General features: G+C 64.7%; 17 protein-coding genes. 7 read left to right on the top strand and 10 right to left on the bottom strand.

Annotated elements, in window-relative coordinates:
• Positions 1-9: 9 nt before the first annotated feature.
• Positions 10-1,488, top strand: coding sequence for a M48 family metalloprotease (locus AC0KVN_RS12970; RefSeq protein WP_037510136.1), 1,479 nt, complete (start codon positions 10-12; stop codon positions 1,486-1,488).
• Between the two features lie 76 nt (positions 1,489-1,564).
• Here the strand turns inward: AC0KVN_RS12970 and AC0KVN_RS12965 are convergent, their stop codons facing one another.
• Both AC0KVN_RS12965 and AC0KVN_RS12960 read right to left on the bottom strand, forming a co-directional pair.
• A complete protein-coding gene (locus tag AC0KVN_RS12965; RefSeq protein WP_004211201.1) occupies positions 1,565-1,726 on the bottom strand; it encodes a Flp family type IVb pilin in 162 nt (53 codons plus the stop codon).
• A gap of 133 nt (positions 1,727-1,859) precedes the next feature.
• The gene (locus AC0KVN_RS12960; RefSeq protein ID WP_004211202.1) at positions 1,860-2,045 is read right to left on the bottom strand and encodes a Flp family type IVb pilin; all 186 of its coding nucleotides are present in this window, start codon (positions 2,043-2,045) and stop codon (positions 1,860-1,862) included.
• 80 nt (positions 2,046-2,125) lie between these two features.
• Between AC0KVN_RS12960 and AC0KVN_RS12955 the strand changes: the two genes are divergently transcribed.
• Positions 2,126-2,533, top strand: a complete 408-nt coding sequence (locus tag AC0KVN_RS12955; RefSeq protein WP_435567358.1) for a (deoxy)nucleoside triphosphate pyrophosphohydrolase — start codon at positions 2,126-2,128, stop codon at positions 2,531-2,533.
• Positions 2,534-2,663: 130 nt separating this feature from the next.
• On the opposite strand, the gene bfr is transcribed toward AC0KVN_RS12955, so the two are convergent.
• The 3 genes from bfr to AC0KVN_RS12940 form a co-directional block, all read right to left on the bottom strand.
• The gene (gene bfr, locus AC0KVN_RS12950; protein WP_004211204.1) at positions 2,664-3,143 is read right to left on the bottom strand and encodes a bacterioferritin; all 480 of its coding nucleotides are present in this window, start codon (positions 3,141-3,143) and stop codon (positions 2,664-2,666) included.
• Between the two features lie 160 nt (positions 3,144-3,303).
• The gene (locus AC0KVN_RS12945; RefSeq protein ID WP_004211205.1) at positions 3,304-3,474 is read right to left on the bottom strand and encodes a (2Fe-2S)-binding protein; all 171 of its coding nucleotides are present in this window, start codon (positions 3,472-3,474) and stop codon (positions 3,304-3,306) included.
• Positions 3,475-3,528: 54 nt separating this feature from the next.
• Positions 3,529-4,773, bottom strand: coding sequence for a DUF418 domain-containing protein (locus AC0KVN_RS12940; RefSeq protein WP_435567360.1), 1,245 nt, complete (start codon positions 4,771-4,773; stop codon positions 3,529-3,531).
• 57 nt (positions 4,774-4,830) lie between these two features.
• Between AC0KVN_RS12940 and AC0KVN_RS12935 the strand changes: the two genes are divergently transcribed.
• Positions 4,831-5,604: a methyltransferase domain-containing protein gene (locus tag AC0KVN_RS12935; protein WP_435567361.1), complete on the top strand. Its 774-nt coding sequence runs from the start codon at positions 4,831-4,833 to the stop codon at positions 5,602-5,604.
• On the opposite strand, the gene AC0KVN_RS12930 is transcribed toward AC0KVN_RS12935, so the two are convergent.
• The 5 genes from AC0KVN_RS12930 to AC0KVN_RS12910 form a co-directional block, all read right to left on the bottom strand.
• A complete protein-coding gene (locus tag AC0KVN_RS12930) occupies positions 5,562-7,232 on the bottom strand; it encodes a glycoside hydrolase family 43 protein (RefSeq protein WP_435567362.1) in 1,671 nt (556 codons plus the stop codon). The two genes, AC0KVN_RS12935 and AC0KVN_RS12930, sit on opposite strands and share 43 nt — an antisense overlap.
• A 112-nt stretch (positions 7,233-7,344) precedes the next feature.
• On the bottom strand, positions 7,345-7,818 hold the full coding sequence (locus tag AC0KVN_RS12925; RefSeq protein WP_435567363.1) for a hypothetical protein: 474 nt from the start codon (positions 7,816-7,818) through the stop codon (positions 7,345-7,347).
• 90 nt (positions 7,819-7,908) lie between these two features.
• Positions 7,909-10,086, bottom strand: coding sequence for a phosphoribosylformylglycinamidine synthase subunit PurL (gene purL, locus AC0KVN_RS12920; RefSeq protein WP_435567364.1), 2,178 nt, complete (start codon positions 10,084-10,086; stop codon positions 7,909-7,911).
• A gap of 83 nt (positions 10,087-10,169) precedes the next feature.
• A complete protein-coding gene (locus AC0KVN_RS12915; protein ID WP_435567365.1) occupies positions 10,170-10,505 on the bottom strand; it encodes a glycine zipper 2TM domain-containing protein in 336 nt (111 codons plus the stop codon).
• A gap of 178 nt (positions 10,506-10,683) precedes the next feature.
• On the bottom strand, positions 10,684-11,067 hold the full coding sequence (locus AC0KVN_RS12910) for a hypothetical protein (RefSeq protein WP_435567366.1): 384 nt from the start codon (positions 11,065-11,067) through the stop codon (positions 10,684-10,686).
• A gap of 190 nt (positions 11,068-11,257) precedes the next feature.
• On the opposite strand from AC0KVN_RS12910, the gene AC0KVN_RS12905 reads away from it, so the two are divergent.
• The 4 genes from AC0KVN_RS12905 to AC0KVN_RS12890 all read left to right on the top strand — a co-directional run bounded on the left by AC0KVN_RS12905 (position 11,258) and on the right by AC0KVN_RS12890 (position 13,842).
• Positions 11,258-11,515, top strand: a complete 258-nt coding sequence (locus AC0KVN_RS12905; RefSeq protein WP_004211214.1) for an exodeoxyribonuclease VII small subunit — start codon at positions 11,258-11,260, stop codon at positions 11,513-11,515.
• An 8-nt stretch (positions 11,516-11,523) separates the two neighbouring features.
• Positions 11,524-12,429, top strand: a complete 906-nt coding sequence (locus AC0KVN_RS12900; RefSeq protein ID WP_333885241.1) for a polyprenyl synthetase family protein — start codon at positions 11,524-11,526, stop codon at positions 12,427-12,429.
• A gap of 3 nt (positions 12,430-12,432) precedes the next feature.
• Positions 12,433-12,945 (top strand): pantetheine-phosphate adenylyltransferase, encoded by a 513-nt coding sequence (gene coaD, locus AC0KVN_RS12895; protein WP_010337450.1) that lies wholly within the window; start codon positions 12,433-12,435, stop codon positions 12,943-12,945.
• Between the two features lie 120 nt (positions 12,946-13,065).
• On the top strand, positions 13,066-13,842 hold the full coding sequence (locus AC0KVN_RS12890; protein ID WP_125998748.1) for a peptidylprolyl isomerase: 777 nt from the start codon (positions 13,066-13,068) through the stop codon (positions 13,840-13,842).

The following is a 13,842-nucleotide window of genomic DNA, read 5'->3' as shown; positions in this document are numbered from 1 at the left end:
GGGAATGGAATGAATCGGACATGGTTGTCGGCCGGCCTTGGCGTCGGCCTGATCGTCGCGGGCGTTGCGCCGGCGGTGCTGGGGCAGCAGCGGGCGATTCGCACCGTCTCCTCGATCAGCGCGCAGGACAAGGCATCGGGCGCCAAGCAGCATCCCGAACTGCTCAAGGAATTTGGCGGCGCCTATGTCGGGCCGCAGGCGCGCTATGTGGAAACGGTCGGACGCCGCATCGCGGTCCAGTCCGGCCTCTCCAACGCGCAGGGCGATTTCACCGTCACCCTGCTCAATTCCCCGGTCAACAACGCCTTCGCCATCCCCGGCGGCTATGTCTATGTCACGCGCCAGTTGATGGCGCTGATGAATGACGAGGCGCAACTGGCCGGCGTGCTGGGCCATGAAGTCGGCCATGTCGCCGCCCAGCATGGCCAGCGGCGCCAGCAGGCGGCGCAGCGCAACGCGATCGGCGGCGCGCTGCTGCAGGTGCTGACCGGCGCCTTGCTGGGCGATTCGGCGCTGGGCGGCGTGTTGCAGCAGGGGATCGGCACCGGCAGCCAGCTTCTGACCCTCAAATTCTCCCGCAGCCAGGAATATGAGGCGGACGATCTGGGTATCCGCTACCTCGCCTCGGCCGGCTATGATCCCCGTGCATTGTCGGACATGCTTGCCTCGCTGGCGGCGCAGACCAGCCTGGACCAGCGTGTGTCGGGCGACGCGCGCTCCATGCCCGAATGGGCCAGCACCCATCCCGATCCGGGCGAGCGCGTCGATCGGGCGGCGCAGATGGCGTCACGCACCGGCGCGACCAGCACGCTGCGCAACCGCGATGCCTTCCTGACGGCACTCAATGGCGTCCTTTATGGCGACGATCCCAAACAGGGCGTGATCGACGGCAGCCGCTTCCGCCATCCCGACCTGCGCCTGTCCTTCACCGCGCCCTCGGGCTTCGGCATGGAAAATGGCGCGGACGCGGTCAGCATCACCGGTTCGGGCGGTCAGGCGCAGTTTGGCGGCATGGCCTATAATGGCAATCTGTCGACCTATATCGATTCGGTGCTCAAGCGACTCGCGGGCAATGCCGGCGCGCCGCCGGCGGGTGAGGTGCAGCGCACGACGATCAACGGCCTGCCGGCCGCCTGGCGCACGGTGCGCGCGAACACCAAGTCGGGTCAGATCGACGCCACCGTCTTCGCCTATGATTTCGGCGGCGGAAAGGCCTATCATTTCCTGCTGTTGACCCCGGCGGGCAAGGGCATTGGCCCGTTCGACTCGATGGTCCGTTCGGTCCAGCGCCTGTCGGCGCAAGAGGCGGCGGCAATCAAGCCGCGCCGGGTCAATCTGGTGACCGTCAAGGCGGGCGACACTGTCCAGTCGCTTGGCCGCCGCATGGCCTATAGCGATTATCCGCTGGAGCGCTTCCTGGTGCTGAACGCGCTCAATGAACGCTCCGTGTTGAAGCCGGGCGATCGGGTGAAGATCGTCACCTGGTAAGATTCGGCAGACTCCAGGCAAAGAAAAAGGGCGGCGGAATTGCTTCCGCCGCCCTTTTTTAACATCGGTTTCGAGCTTACTTCAGGTTGCCCGAAACGTTGTTGAAGGTGCTGCCCAGCTTCGAGCCCAGGCTGGTCATGGCGCCGATGGCGGCCACGGCGATCAGAGCGGCGATCAGGCCGTATTCGATGGCGGTCGCGCCCTTTTCGTTCTTCAGCATCTTGCGAATGAACTGCATGTGATGTCTCCTTGACAAACGTTACGTTAAACTACCCGGCCGCCCCGCTATGAATTAGGTCAGCGAAGACCTCTCTAGATTGGCTCGGTTGAGAAAAGTTTAATGCGAAACCGGGGGTGTCAGAATTTCGTGGTTAATATTTGGTCACTTCGCCGGCGACATTGTTCCACATGCCGGTCGTACGTGTCGCGACGTTGTTCAGCGCCGCGATCATGGCCAGCACGACCATCGCGATGATCAGGCCATATTCGACCGCGGTTGCCCCCCGCTCACATCGCGAAAGCGCGGATTTCGTGACGAATTCGATGATCGCGCGCATATGACCCCGCTTGGCTACAGACACTCCACGATCAGTGTGTAAAGCAGCCACGGTTAACAAAGCCCTTGCAAGGGAGCGTTATGCAGAGTTTTACCCCGTTTCTGGTCGTCGCCGTCGCCCTGATCGATGCCGATGGGCGCGTTCTGGTGCAGCAACGGCCACCCGGAAAGCCGATGGCGGACCTGTGGGAGTTCCCCGGTGGCAAGGTTGAGTCGGGTGAAACGCCCGAGGAGGCACTGGTGCGTGAACTGGAGGAGGAACTGGGCATTCGCACCCATGAAAGCTGCCTCGCGCCCGCGACCTTCGCTAGCGCCCCGCTGGAGAACAAGCATCTGCTGCTGTTGCTCTATGTCTGCCGCAAATGGGAAGGGATGCCCGAAGCGCGCCATGCCACCGCGCTGCAATGGGTGCGGCCTGCGCAAATGTATGCGCTCGACATGCCACCGGCCGACCTGCCGCTGATCGGCATTCTCGACGCGCTCATCTGACGGAAATCCGGCTCTGCACCGATGGTGCAGGGTTAGGCTATAAAGGGCGGGGGAAGGGCGATCTGCACCTTCCCCCACAGCCTGTAAAAGGCGGGGCCGACGGCCGGACAGCCGGCCCCGCGCGTTCGTGTCAGTCTTCCTTGGCCTTGCTCTGCAGCTGGACATAATTCTGGATGCCCATGCGCTCGATCATCTCGAACTGGGTTTCCAGCGTGTCGACATGCTCTTCCTCGCTTTCGAGGATATACTGGAACAGGTCGCGGCTGACGAAGTCCTTGATCGACTCGCAATAGGCGATGGCGTCGCGCAGCACCGGCAGCGCTTCATATTCCAGCTCCAGATCCGCCTTCAGGATTTCCTCGACGGTCTCGCCGATCTTCAGGCGACCGAGCAGCTGGAAATTGGGCAGGCCGTCGAGGAACAGGATGCGCTCGGCCACCTTGTCGGCGTGCTTCATCTCGTCGATCGATTCCTCATATTCGAACTTGGCGAGCTTCTCGATGCCCCAGTGATTGAGGATGCGATAGTGGAGGAAATATTGATTGATCGCGGTCAGCTCGTTCTTGAGGACCTCGTTCAGATAATCGATAACCTTCTGGTCGCCCTTCATGGCGCTATGCTCCGGCTGTTATTGGGAATGCCGGACATATAAAGGTTTCGCATCCGGTTGTTAAGCCGGAAAGGCGCAGAAAACCGCCATTTTTCAGGCGGCTATTGCGTGATGTTCGCGATTGTCAGGGGCCTTTTACTGCGCCTGCTTCGCAATGATATCAGGCCGTCGCGCGCTCCGCCGCGATGATCGTGCGGGCATAGCCGACACATTGGCCGCACTTGGGCCGACGGCCGAAACGGGCATAGGCGCTACAGGGGGTATCGGCACCATCGCGCGCCGCTTCCCGCAGATCCTTTTCGCGAATGGCATTGCAAACACAGACGACCATTGGATTCTCCTGACCCGTGAAATAGGCCAGATGCTAATGGATCGCAATAGAAGATCACGCGCTCCTGCGAATCTTTTGCAGTTTTCCCCGTTGCAGGCTGCGCCATACCCATTCGGCCGGACCCATAGCGAATCGGTCGAGCCAGGGCTTGGACCACAGCAGCATGACCGCCCAGGCGGCGATAAGGAAGAGCGGAAAGGCTGCCGGGCGCACCTGCCCGAACAGCCCCAGGCCCCAGCCATAGAAGATCGCCGTCATGATGAGGCTGGTGCCCAGATAATTGCTGAGCGCCATGCGCCCGGTCGCGGCGATCCGGCCGACCAGCCAATGATCGCGATGGTGCGCCAGCAGCCACAGGATCAGTGCCGCCCAGCCGACCGCCAGCGGGATGCGGAAGGGGAAGGACCAGAGCAGCGCGGTGGAAAAGGCGGTCAGCGGCGCGAAGCCGCTCGCCACCACCCAGATGGTCAGGCCGATCATCGGCACCAGCCCGATCAGGAAACAGTGGCGCGCGGTCTGCCGATATTGCTCGGCGGGCCAGCGACCGATCAGGAAGCCGCCTTTCAGCATCGCCATGCCCAGCAGCATGAAGCCCAGCGTATCGAGCCCGGTGAAGAGGAAGGTCCACAGCCAGTCGCCGACAAAGCCGGTCAGATGATGGCGCACGATCCCGCCGAAGCTGCCGGTGTAGATGGCGATATCCTGCTGGATGATCGGGCTGCTGGGGTCGGACAGGCCAGCGAGGAAGCTGTCCAGCCCCTCGCGCGTCGCCGCAGCCGCACCGGGGGCGGCCGCGGCATGAGCCCAGCCATAGAGGCTGGCGATGAAGGCGCCACAGATCAGGAAATGGATCAGGAAGGCGAGGAACGCCCATTTGACCAGCGCCAGCGGCTCCTTCTGGGCAAAGAGCAGGGCGATGGTTCCGACCACCGCATAGGTCACCAATATGTCGCCCCACCACAGCAATATGTGATGCAGCAGGCCGATCGCCAGCAGCCAACCGCCGCGCACCAGTTGCGTCCGCGTGCCATCCCGCCCGGCCATTTCCTCCCGGTCGATCAGCAGCAGCATCGATGCCCCGAACAGCAGCGAGAACAGCCCGCGCATCTTGCCGTCGACCAGGATCAGGCTGCTCGCCCAGAAGGCGATGTCGCCGGCCGACATCGGCCCGGCCGCGACCGGATTGAAATAGGCGTTCTGCGGCAGGGCGAAGGCGGTGATGTTCATCCACAATATGCCCATCACCGCGCAGCCGCGCAGCACGTCCATGGCGGGGATACGGGGCGATGCGGCGGTCATGCGGGCAATCCTTGAAGATGCTGGCCATCGGGGCATTGGTCTGCCATGCGCCTAGCCATGAATGATGGCCGCAAGCAACGGATAAGCGACTCCTTCGGCGCGGCCGCCGACCGGTATGACGAACATGCCGGGCCGCAGCGGACGGCCGCAGCCCTGGTCGCCGACATCGCCCAGCGGCAAAGCCCGGACGGCGTCGCGCGCATCCTGGAAATCGGCTGCGGCACCGGCCTGCTCACGCGCGACATCCAGTCCCGCTGGCCTGGTGCGGATCTGGTCGCGACCGACATCTCGCCAAAGATGCTGGACCGCGCGGCATCGGCCGGGCTGGTGGCCGGCACCTTCCTCACGATGGATGGGGAGGCGCCCTCGTTCGAAGGCGAATGGTTCGACCTCATCCTCTCCAGCCTTGCCTTCCAATGGTTTGACGACCTGCCCGCCGCGATCGCGCGGCTGGTGGCGCTGCTCCGCCCCGGCGGCAGCCTCATCTTCTCGACCATGGGGCAGGGCAGCTTTGCCAACTGGCGCGCTGCCCATGCCACCTGCGATCTGACGCCCGGCGTCCCCGCCTATCCCGCGCTTGACGCGCTGCGCGCAATGCTGGCGGCCTATGGCGACGCCTTCGCCTTTGACGAGACTGTCCCGCTGGACGGGCAGGGCGCCCGCGCGCTGATCGGCCATCTCAAGGGCATCGGCGCGGTGGTGCCGGACGAGGGGCGCCGGCCGCTCTCCCCTGCTGCGTTGCGCCGGGTCATCGCCGCCTATGACGAGGCGGGCGGCCGCGACGTCTATCAGTTGCTGATCGGCCGGGTGACACGCGCGGCCCAGGCATAGGGGCCGATCACCGTGCCGACGAAGCCGCCAGCCTCATGGGTGCTGAGGAAGCGGATATCGACATCGCGTGCCAGCACTGTCTCCCGCCCGTCGACGCCATAGGCGAAGCGCGCCGTCCCGCCATCAAGGGCGATGGTCAGGCGGACGGGCTTGGCCGGATCGATCGGCGCGGCAGCGACCAGCCTGTCACGATCGCTGTCCTCGCGTACCATCAGGGCGATCTGCGGTTTCCCGTCCTTGTGCGTCACGCCGAAGAACAGGAAGGATCGGTCGGATTGCACCGCCGCCAGCCCCGCACGATCCCCCTCCGTCTCCGGCCGATAGGTCAGGTCGGTGCTGATGGTCGCGACATGATGCTGTTGGCGCCGCCCGACAAAGGCCGGGGCGCCGCTGAGGTCGCCCAGCGCCGTCGTGCCGTCCAGCACCAGTCCGCCTGCTTCCAGCCGGAAAAGCGGCGCCTTGGGCGTCCGCAGCCCGATCCAGTCCATGCTAAGACGCGGTCCGTCGAACTGGTCGCGATAGGCGAAATCGCCGCTGGTCGACGGCGCATCCGCATCGCGCACCGGCAGGGCCGGGCGTTTCGCCGCAAAGGGAATGGCCTTGCCGGCCTCCAATATATGCGGCCAGCCATCGCGCCATGCGACCGGCCGCAGGAAGGTTTCGCGCCCGATATTATAGAGGTCCGGGCCATAGGGGCGGGTGGCGAGGAAGGTCGCCCACCAGTCGCCCGCCTGCGTCTGCACCAGCTTGGCATGGCCGGCCGACGTCACCGGATGGGGACGGGCCGGGTCCAGGCTGCGCTGGCTCAGGATCGGATTGCCGGCATAGGGGGTGAAGGGGGCGCGCAGGTCGCGGGCGCGGAACACCACTTCGCTATGCTGGTCGCCGGTGCCGCCCTCGGCCGCGATCAGATAATAATATCCCTCGCGCTTCAGCAGATGCGGTCCCTCGATCCAGGAGGGCTTCTGGCTGATGTCGACGCCGCCATTGACGATCTGGGTCGCCGTGCCGCTCATCTTGAGCGCGTGCCAGTCAAATTCCTGCACCCAGATCGCCCGATGCCCCTCATAGCGGGGCGGCTCGGCCGGCGCGCGATTATTGACGATGAAGGCGCGCTCGCCTTCCCAGTAGATCGACGGGTCGATCCCCTCGAATGGCAGCCAGTGCGGTTTGGACCACGGCCCGGCCGCGTCCTTTGCCGTCATCACGAAATTACCGCCGCAATCGACGCAGGTGCCGACCAGGTAGAAAAGCCCGTCATGGAAGGAGATGTCGGGCGCAAACATGCCGCGCGAACTGCGCAGGCCGCTGAAATCAAACTGGTCGGGCCGGTCGATCGCATTGCCGATCTGGCGCCAATGGACCATGTCGGTCGACCGGAAGACCGGCAGCCCCGGATAATGGGCAAAGGAGGAATTGACGAGATAATAGGTCTCGCCGACCCGCGTGATCGATGGATCGGGATAATAGCCCGACAGGATCGGGTTGCGATAGTCGTCCGGGCCGGGCGTCACCTGTTCCTGGGCGCGGCCGTCATAGCGGAAATCGCTGAAGCGGGCGGGGCCTGCCAGGGCCGGGCCAGCGATCGCAGCCAGCAACAGCAAGGCGGCACGACGGGTCTTGCGCATATCCTCTCCTCCCATTTTTGCCGAACATAGGAGAGAGTTTTTGATAGCGCTATCAAAAATCCAGCCCTGCGCGCGCAAACGGGCCTGGATATGTCAATTTCGCTGTCACTATCTATCGTCGGCGCCCGGCCGCGATGAAGGCGATCGGCAGGCCGACCAGAATGCAGTGGGAGAAGAGCTGGTTGCCGATATTCCAGGCGATCCGCCTGATCGGCAGCGCGGCATAGGCGGCGGGCAGCCACATTGCGGGCCAGCGCCACGGCCGCACGATCCAGTACATGATCGCCCAGAGCAGCAGGCCATAGAGCAGGCCGGCGACGACCGGATGGCGGCGCAGGGCAGGGCGTCGCTCCGCGATCAGCATATAGGCGCCCGCCATGCAGGCCATGATCGCGAAATGGACGGCCAGGCCGATGATTGCCCAGAGCCAGACAGGATCGCCCCGCGCACGATCGCCCAGCGGGCCGCTCGCGACAAATTGCAGCACCGCATGCGGCGCCGTGCCTGCCATGCCGGCAAAGACGAAGGCGGAAAATATGTCGAGTGTGCCGGCAACCAAGGTTGCTCGGATGATCCTCTCGCGCATGGTGCGCTCCCCATTTTCTCGGGGTGGATCATGACAGATTGCGATGAATTTGTCCCGCCGGATGCGCTGCACCCGGCGGGACGGAAAGATTTAGAGTTCGCTGTCCATCAGCGCGGGGAAGAAGCCCTCATGCGCGGTGCGCAGCGCGTCGATCGACACGCCCGCCACGCTGTCGCCGCCGACGGTGCCGATCTTGACCGCGCCGGGGATTTCCACGCCGGCCGCAGCCGTGATGACATAGCGGCTCTGGTCTTCGCCGAAGGCCGAAGCGGTGGTCAGCGCCACGTCCAGCGTCGCGCCGATCTTGCCGGCCAGCGCCATTTCCGCGATCGTGACGATCAGGCCGCCATCGGAAATGTCATGCACGGCATTGACCGTGCCGGCCACCACCAGCGCGCGGACAGCGTCGCCATTGGCGCGCTCGACCACCAGGTCAACCTTGGGCGCATCACCCGCCTCGCGACCGGCAATCTCGCGCAGCCAGATCGACTGGCCCAGATGCGTGCCTTCGCCACCGACCAGCCAGATCGCGTCGCCTGCATTCTTGAACGCCACGGTCGCCATCGCATCGATATCGGCCAGCAGGCCGATGCCGCCGATCGCCGGGGTCGGCAGGATCGCCGAGCCACCGCCGGTCGCCTTGGATTCATTGTAGAGGCTGACATTGCCCGACACGATCGGGAAGTCGAACGCGCGGCAGGCGTCGCCCATGCCCTCCAGACAGCCGGTCAGCTGCGCCATGATCTCGGGGCGCTGCGGATTGGCGAAGTTGAGGCAGTTGGTGACCGCCAGCGGGGTCGAGCCGACCGCGCTCAGGTTGCGATAGCATTCCGCGATCGCCTGCTTGCCGCCTTCATAGGGGTCGGCATAGCAATAGCGCGGGGTGCAGTCGGTGCTGATGGCGATGCCCTTGCGGCTGCCATGGACGCGGACCACCGCAGCGTCGCCGCCGGGGCGCTGCACCGTGTCGGCGCCGACCATATGGTCATACTGCTCCCAGATCCAGCGACGGCTGGCGATGTCGGGGCTGCCCATCAGCGTGACGAGGTCGGCGCCAATGTCGGCGCTCTCGGCGATCTCGCCCAGCGGCTCGACCTTCGACCAAATCTTATACTCGTCCTTCGGCATCGAGGGACGGTCGTAGAGCGGCGCATCGTCGGCCAGCGGCGCGAGCGGAATGTCGCAGACGATCTCGCCCTTATGCTCCAGCACCATGCGGCCGGTGTCGGTGACATGGCCGATGACGGCGAAGTCGAGTTCCCACTTCCGGAAGATCGCCTCGGCAAAGGCTTCGCGGCCGGGCTTGAGCACCATGAGCATGCGCTCCTGGCTTTCAGACAGCATCATCTCATAGGTGGTCATGCCGGTTTCGCGCTGCGGCACGTCATCCATCTTGAGGTGCAGGCCGACGCCGCCCTTCGACGCCATTTCGACGCTGGAGGAGGTGAGGCCGGCGGCACCCATGTCCTGAATGGCGACGATCGCGTCCGACGCCATCAGTTCGAGGCACGCCTCGATCAGCAGCTTTTCGGTGAAGGGGTCGCCGACCTGGACGGTGGGGCGCTTCTCTTCGCTATCCTCGCCGAAATCAGCCGACGCCATGGTCGCGCCATGGATGCCGTCGCGGCCGGTCTTGGACCCGACATAGACGATCGGGTTGCCGACGCCGCTGGCGGCCGAATAGAAGATCTTGTCGGTGTCGGCGATGCCGACGGTCATCGCATTGACCAGGATATTGCCGTCATAGGCGGGGTGGAAATTCACCTCGCCGCCCACGGTCGGCACGCCGACGCAATTGCCATAGCCGCCAATGCCATGGACCACGCCGCTGATGAGATGCTTCATCTTGGGGTGGTCGGGGCGGCCGAAGCGCAGCGCGTTCATGTTGGCCACCGGGCGGGCACCCATGGTGAACACGTCGCGCAGGATGCCGCCGACGCCGGTCGCGGCGCCCTGATAGGGTTCGATGTAGCTGGGGTGGTTGTGGCTTTCCATCTTGAAGATGGCGGCCTGGCCATCGCCGATGTCGACCACGCCGGCATTTTCGCCGGGGCCACAGATCACCTGCGGGCCCTTGGTGGGCAGCTTCATCAGGTGGATCTTGGAGGATTTATACGAGCAGTGCTCGGACCACATGACCGAAAAGATCCCGAGTTCCGTCAGGTTCGGCTCGCGGCCGATCGCCTTCAGGACGCGATCATATTCTTCGGGGGACAGACCGTGCTCGGCAACGATCTGCGGGGTGATCTGGGGGGCGCTGCTGGACATGAGCGCGCCTTTAGACGCGTGGCGCGGGATTCACAATGGGGGGGCGGCGGCCAAGTCATGGCCGGCCGCCGCCCTTAAGTCGCTTAGCAGTTGCTGTTGCGGTCGATCGCGCGGCCAGCCAAGGCGCCGGCGCCAGCGCCGACGACGGTGCCGGTGGTGCGATCGCCGCGGGTGTCGACCGCGCGGCCCAGCAGAGCACCGGCAACGCCGCCCAGCAGCAGGCCGGTGGTGCCGCCCGACTTGCGGCAGCGATAATCACCGCGATAGCCGCGACGGTCGGAATAGCGACCATGGTCATAATGGCGGTCGCCACGGTGCCAGCCACGATCATGGCCGCGGGCGAAGGAGGTCGCCGGAACGGCGGTGGCGACGGTTGCGGTCGCCAGGGCCATGGCGATCAGGCTCTTCTTGAAGTTCATGGGTCATCTCCTCGACCTGTTTATCTCTGGTACGAGGCTGTTCTGCCACCGGCTGGCTGGCAACATCCTGAACCGGCACGTTATCTGTCGTTCAGGAAAAGCGCCGGGCATGAAAAAAGGGCCGGTTCCTAGGGAAGAACCGGCCCCTGTCAGAAAAAAGACTCAGGCAATGCTGCGATCAGACGTGGCAGGCCTGCGCCGACTTGCCGGGGACGGTGATCGTCACGTCGTTGCCCGAACCCTTGACTTCATAACCACCTTCGGCGGTGAAGGGCTGGCCGGCTTCGGCCGCCTTCAGCATGGTGGGCGCGCCATTCTTTTCGGTGCGCAGGATCGCGCTCTTGTCGTCGCTCATATAGTCGACGAAGAACAGGCTGTTGTCCTTGCAGCGGAACTGCTTGTTGGCCTTGACCGACGGCGGCAGCTCGACCGGCGCGGCGTTGGCAAGCTGGGCAGCCATCGGATCGGCGGGGCCGCCGACGACTTCGGGTTCGTCACTCTTGTTGCAGGCCGACAGCATGGTCAGGCTGGCAACGGCGATGAGGGGGAGATAATATTTCATAGCGATCCTTTTATGTGCGCTTGCAACATTGTGCGTCAACGCAAAACTGCCCGAATTCCGCCACGCCTGTGCAGCGACGTCATGACGTTTGCGTGACAGCGGCGGGATTGACCCACTATTGAGCGGCCTTAGGTCTGCTGCCATGTCATCCGCGCTTGACCCCGTGGACAGGGGCGGTCAATGCAGGCGCATGGCTGAGGAAAATACCCCGCAAAAGGATCTGTCCCAATTGTCGTTCGAGGATGCGCTGCGCGCACTCGAATCGATCGTCCGCCGGCTGGAAAGCGGCGATGTCCCACTCGATGAGTCGATCTCGCTCTATGCCCAGGGTGAAGAACTGCGCAAGCGCTGCACCGAGCGGCTGCAGGCGGCCGAAGCGCGCATCAGCAAGCTGACCGTCGATGCCGGCGGCGCCATCACCGGCGCCCAGCCGTTCGGCGCGGATTGACCCACTGCATGGAACGGAGCGTGGCAGGCGCGCTGGTCGCTGCCCGTGCGGCAACGGTCGCGGCCGATATCGACCGGGCGTTCGACGCGCTGCTGGCGATCCCGGACGATCCGCGCCATCGCCTCTATGAAGCGATGCGCCATGCCGCGATCGGGGGCGGCAAGCGGCTGCGGCCGCTGCTGGTGCAGGCGACCTGCGACCTGTTCAACATTTCCCGCGAATCCGCGCTGCGCGTTGGCCTCGCGATCGAATGCATCCATGTCTATTCGCTGGTGCATGACGATCTGCCGGCGATGGACGATGACGATATGCGGCGCGGCAAGCCGACCGTCCACAAGGCGTTCGATGAAGCGACCGCGATCCTGGCCGGCGATTGCCTCCATGATCTGGCCTTCGAAATCCTCGCCGACGAACAGACCCATCCCGATGCCTTCGTCCGCATCGACCTCGTAAAGGCGCTCGCCGTCGCCAGCGGCCCGGCCGGCATGGCGGGCGGGCAGATGATGGACCTGGAGGCGGAAAAGACCCGCTTTGATCTCGCTACCGTCACCCGGCTGCAAAATCTCAAGACCGGCGCGCTGATCGGCTTCTGCGTCGATGCCGCCGCCATCATGGCGCGTATCCCGGTCGAAGCGCGCACCGGCCTGCACGGCTATGCCCGCGACATCGGCCTTGCCTTCCAGATTGCCGACGATCTGCTCGATGTGGAGGGCGACGCGGCCCTCGCCGGCAAGGCGCTGGGCAAGGATGCCGCCGCCGGTAAGGAAACCTTCGTCTCGCTCCTGGGGGTAGATCGGGCGCGGGAACAGGGGCGTCTGCTCGTTGAACAGGCCAAGGCGCACCTGCACGGCCATGGCGCGGAGGCGGATCTGCTGCGCGCCATTGCCGACTATATTGTGGAGAGGGACCGCTAGATCATGAGCAAGTCGCGTATCGGTGTCTATCCCGGCACCTTCGATCCCATCACCCTTGGCCATATGGACATCATCCGCCGCGGCGCGAAGCTGGTCGACAAGCTGGTGATCGGCGTCACCACCAACATCAGCAAGTCGCCGATGTTTTCCGATGAGGAACGGCTGGACATGGTTCGCCGCGAATGCGCGGACATCGACACCGAAATCGTCGTTACCGGCTTCAACTCGCTGTTGATGGACTTTGCCGAATCGCAGGGGGCCAGCGTCATCATCAGGGGGCTGCGCGCCGTCGCCGACTTCGAATATGAATATCAGATGGCGGGCATGAACCAGCAGATCAACAGCCGGGTCGAAACCGTTTTCCTGATGGCCGACGTATCGTTGCAGCCGATCGCGTCGCGTCTGGTCAAGGAAATCGCCCTCTATGGCGGGCCGATCCACAAGTTCGTCAGCCCCGCCGTGCGCGAGGAGGTGGAGGCGCGGGTTGCCGCGCTGGGCCTCAAGGGGCAGGGCTAGGAACGGGTTGTCGCCAATGTTGCCGTCTCGTTTCAGCCCGCGTTCAGTTGCCAATCCCGATCAGGGCGCTATCAGGACGGCTTGACCTTCCCGGGCAAGATCTAAGGAAAGCTTATTCGCATGCGTTTCACTTCCGCGCTCAAGACCGTGGCGATCGGTTTCGCCCTCACCGCGTCCAGCGTGGCCTTCGCCCAGGGCGGCGGCGGTGGCGGCGGCGGCGGCGCCGAGGAAATGAAGAAGGCGGAGACCGCTGCGAAGGCGGAGCAGAATGCCAAGTCACTGGGCGCACAGCTGACGCCGCAGCTGCCGCCGGCGACCATTCCGGCCGACCCGCAGAATATCTGGGATCTTGACCTGTCGAGCGGCGGCCGCGTGCGCATTCAGCTGCGCCCGGACATCGCCCCCAACCATGTCGAGCGGATCAAGGAACTGACCCGCCAGGGCTTCTACAATGGCCTGAAGTTCCACCGCGTCATCCCCGGCTTCATGGCCCAGGGCGGCGATCCCAAGGGTGACGGCACCGGCGGTTCGACGCTGCCCGACCTCAAGGCCGAGTTCAATCCGATGCCGCATCTGCGCGGCACCCTGTCCATGGCCCGCGCCCAGAGCGAGGACAGCGCCAACAGCCAGTTCTTCATCGTGCTGCTGCCGCGCATGCAGCTCGACAAGAAATATACCGTCTTCGGTCGCGTGATCGAAGGCATGCAATATGTCGACGCGATCCATGAGGGCGAACCGCCGGCCGACCCGACCGTGATCCTGCAGGCCTCGATCGAGAGCGACGGCAAGCCGCCGGTGCTGGCGCCGCCGCCCCCGCCGCCGGCGCCCGAACCCGCAGCGCTGCCGTCGAAGAAATCGGCGGCCCCGGCCAAGAAGCCGGCCCCCAAGAAGAAGTGA

It is taken from the genome of Sphingobium sp. SG1 (assembly GCF_057063145.1).
This window is presented reverse-complemented; position numbering and strand designations above follow the sequence as displayed.

What these genes read in the sequence shown, in the direction of transcription:
- AC0KVN_RS12905 (WP_004211214.1), top strand. Translation starts at nt 11,258, where the DNA reads ATGGCTGAGGAAAATACCCCGCAAAAGGATCTGTCCCAATTGTCGTTC.
- AC0KVN_RS12925 (WP_435567363.1), bottom strand. Translation starts at nt 7,818, where the DNA reads ATGCGCGAGAGGATCATCCGAGCAACCTTGGTTGCCGGCACACTCGAC.
- AC0KVN_RS12930 (WP_435567362.1), bottom strand. Translation starts at nt 7,232, where the DNA reads ATGCGCAAGACCCGTCGTGCCGCCTTGCTGTTGCTGGCTGCGATCGCT.
- purL (WP_435567364.1), bottom strand. Translation starts at nt 10,086, where the DNA reads ATGTCCAGCAGCGCCCCCCAGATCACCCCGCAGATCGTTGCCGAGCAC.
- AC0KVN_RS12890 (WP_125998748.1), top strand. Translation starts at nt 13,066, where the DNA reads ATGCGTTTCACTTCCGCGCTCAAGACCGTGGCGATCGGTTTCGCCCTC.
- AC0KVN_RS12940 (WP_435567360.1), bottom strand. Translation starts at nt 4,773, where the DNA reads ATGACCGCCGCATCGCCCCGTATCCCCGCCATGGACGTGCTGCGCGGC.
- AC0KVN_RS12910 (WP_435567366.1), bottom strand. Translation starts at nt 11,067, where the DNA reads ATGAAATATTATCTCCCCCTCATCGCCGTTGCCAGCCTGACCATGCTG.
- AC0KVN_RS12945 (WP_004211205.1), bottom strand. Translation starts at nt 3,474, where the DNA reads ATGGTCGTCTGTGTTTGCAATGCCATTCGCGAAAAGGATCTGCGGGAA.
- coaD (WP_010337450.1), top strand. Translation starts at nt 12,433, where the DNA reads ATGAGCAAGTCGCGTATCGGTGTCTATCCCGGCACCTTCGATCCCATC.
- AC0KVN_RS12960 (WP_004211202.1), bottom strand. Translation starts at nt 2,045, where the DNA reads ATGCGCGCGATCATCGAATTCGTCACGAAATCCGCGCTTTCGCGATGT.
- AC0KVN_RS12970 (WP_037510136.1), top strand. Translation starts at nt 10, where the DNA reads ATGAATCGGACATGGTTGTCGGCCGGCCTTGGCGTCGGCCTGATCGTC.
- bfr (WP_004211204.1), bottom strand. Translation starts at nt 3,143, where the DNA reads ATGAAGGGCGACCAGAAGGTTATCGATTATCTGAACGAGGTCCTCAAG.
- AC0KVN_RS12965 (WP_004211201.1), bottom strand. Translation starts at nt 1,726, where the DNA reads ATGCAGTTCATTCGCAAGATGCTGAAGAACGAAAAGGGCGCGACCGCC.
- AC0KVN_RS12935 (WP_435567361.1), top strand. Translation starts at nt 4,831, where the DNA reads ATGAATGATGGCCGCAAGCAACGGATAAGCGACTCCTTCGGCGCGGCC.
- AC0KVN_RS12955 (WP_435567358.1), top strand. Translation starts at nt 2,126, where the DNA reads ATGCAGAGTTTTACCCCGTTTCTGGTCGTCGCCGTCGCCCTGATCGAT.
- AC0KVN_RS12915 (WP_435567365.1), bottom strand. Translation starts at nt 10,505, where the DNA reads ATGAACTTCAAGAAGAGCCTGATCGCCATGGCCCTGGCGACCGCAACC.
- AC0KVN_RS12900 (WP_333885241.1), top strand. Translation starts at nt 11,524, where the DNA reads ATGGAACGGAGCGTGGCAGGCGCGCTGGTCGCTGCCCGTGCGGCAACG.